The sequence below is a fragment of the Candidatus Curtissbacteria bacterium genome, from assembly GCA_024654445.1.
Taxonomy (GTDB): domain Bacteria; phylum Patescibacteriota; class Microgenomatia; order Curtissbacterales; family GWA2-41-24; genus JANLHP01.
The window spans coordinates 1-2,290 of the sequence record JANLHP010000016.1; the positions used below are offsets into that span (position 1 = coordinate 1).

Here is a 2,290-nt window from a genome sequence, read left to right on the forward strand (position 1 = left end):
GGTTTCAAAATGGTTACCAATTTTACGGTTACAAAGGAAAGGCCTGGCAGTACCAGAGGGTCAATTAATGACAGAGCTGAAAGGAAGCACGATACAGAATTTAGTGGCATAGATAATATGTAAGTTTAAACTGCTTTCAGTGAGATCAGCATGTTGTTGCTAATGCCTTGGAGCTATTGAGCGCTAATAGCAATGATGGGGGAAAAAAATTATAATAATATCAGAATTTTATTGACAGGGTTTTTGGTTGAAATTGCAGAGATTTTTTGTGTTTGTAGCATTGATATATTTGCGTTGAACAAGGGGTTTGGTTTGGGCAGATATGAGGCTTGTTGGTGTGTTAAAGGGGTGAGCGTGTGCGATTTTTTTAAGTAACGTATAGAGTATTTGCGGGGCAAAAATTTTCAATAAAAATCATGTGGTATAATAGCCAAGTTAAATGAAGGCTATTTGCCTATATGTGATAAATTGATGATTGCTAAAAATACTATAGACTCGACGCTTGAACAAGTCGAAGAATTACTGAAAAGTGATAAGAAGTTGTCAGCAAGCGCAAAGTCATTGTTTCGCGTATTGGTGTTGATTATAAGAGCGCTAGTTCGTCATAAGCCTACAAAACCAAAAAAGAAAATACCAAAGAGAGAGGAAGAGCCAAAAGAGGAAAGGCTGGAAAAACACTTAACACTGGAAGAAGAAAATGAAAGATTAAAAGCAGAGTTGGAAAAGATAAAAATAAAAGACGTAAATAAGAACGTCAACAAGCCGTCATCAAAACAGCCGGAATGGGAACCCAAGGGAGTCGGTAACTATCCAAAAAGTGGCAAACAGGGAAGAGGGAAAAAGAAGCGAGAGGGTTCTGGCAACAAATGCAAAACGAAGGAATCCTCAATCAAGGTAAAAGCGACGTTGGACAGTTGTACTAACTGCGGAGAGGATTTATCTTCAAAAGAGCCTTTAAAGAGCAGTAATACAAGGATTATAGAGGATATATCAGATGTGTCTGAGCCGGAAGTAATAGAGATAGAGCAAGAGAAAAAGTATTGTCAAAATTGCCGGCAAGTGGTGACTGCTAAATCAGAACTGGCATTACCTAAGTCTGATATAGGTTTAAATGCGACAACGTTGATATGTTATTTGTGGGTATCATCCTGCTTGCCCTTTACAAGGTTGGCAAAATACATGCAGGACTTTTTTGGTTTTGAGATATCAACGTCCGGGTTGTCTAAACATGTGATACGAGTTTCAGGGATATTGGAAGACGTTTATGACGAAATTTTGCAAGATGTGCAAATTGGATATATATTATTTGCAGACGAAACCGGCTGGCGGATAAAAGGTCGTAACTGGTGGCTATGGGTGTTTGGCACAAAAAAGTCCGCCTATTTTCTCATAGACAAATCAAGGGGAGGTGATGTGGTACGCCGTATTCTCGGAGAAGTGTTTCTGGGGGTAATGGTTGTAGACGGATGGGGTGCGTACTTATCTATAATAAGCGAACAGCAGAGCTGTATGGCACATTTACTAAGGAAGATACGGAAATTCTATAAGTCATTTCCTGAGCTAAAGGATATAGCTGCATTTTACGTAAAGTTTCGAAGAATAATAAAGGATGGAGAACGTTTACAGGCATTGCGCAAGGAGTTTGGAGAAGAAAAATTTTACAGGCGTTTTGCCAGATTAGAAACCCGTTTGGAAGAGTTATTGAAATGGCCCAATCCAGACAATGTGCTACAAGGGGTAATAGACAAAGTAAGGAGGCAGCAATCTCGAACGCTGACATTCGTATGTCATCCGGAAGTTCCTTGCCATAACAATTTTGCTGAATACTTGATACGCACAGGAGTTCTCAAGCGCAAAATATCAGGAGGAAGTAAATCAAAGGAAGGAGCAAACGCCTATGCAATCTTGCTTTCAATTCATACGACGTGCAAATTACGGAAAGTGTCGTTTCTGCGTTTTCTTAAAGAGAGTTTAAAACACTACATAAAAACAGGAAGACCTATGCTCCTGAAAGAATTTGAAGAATATACAAAAGCAGAAATCCTTAAGAAGGCTGCCTAAAGAACTATGCAATTGGTTTCTCGTTGAAAACAGTTTAAACTTACTAATTTTATTGTGCTTTTGCAAGATATAGCTACTATTATCTGGTTTTACTATTTATTCAGGAAAATAATGAGAAATCAATAAATGGAAAGGAGTGTCGATTATGATTAAACATCCGTTAGTAAAATTTGTTGGAAGATTAGCAACAACTTTTAAGCAAGAAGACGATGTACCAATTTATGATCCC

1 protein-coding gene is annotated in these 2,290 nt (G+C 38.2%); it reads left to right on the forward strand.

The genetic code is table 11. The annotated features are described in order from the left end of the window. The first annotated feature begins 471 nt into the window (after window positions 1-471). Window positions 472-2,061, forward strand: a complete 1,590-nt coding sequence (locus tag NUV69_02225; protein ID MCR4324478.1) for an IS66 family transposase — start codon at window positions 472-474, stop codon at window positions 2,059-2,061. The last annotated feature ends 229 nt before the right edge of the window (window positions 2,062-2,290 follow it).

What these genes read in the sequence shown, in the direction of transcription:
- NUV69_02225 (MCR4324478.1), top strand. Translation starts at nt 472, where the DNA reads ATGATTGCTAAAAATACTATAGACTCGACGCTTGAACAAGTCGAAGAA.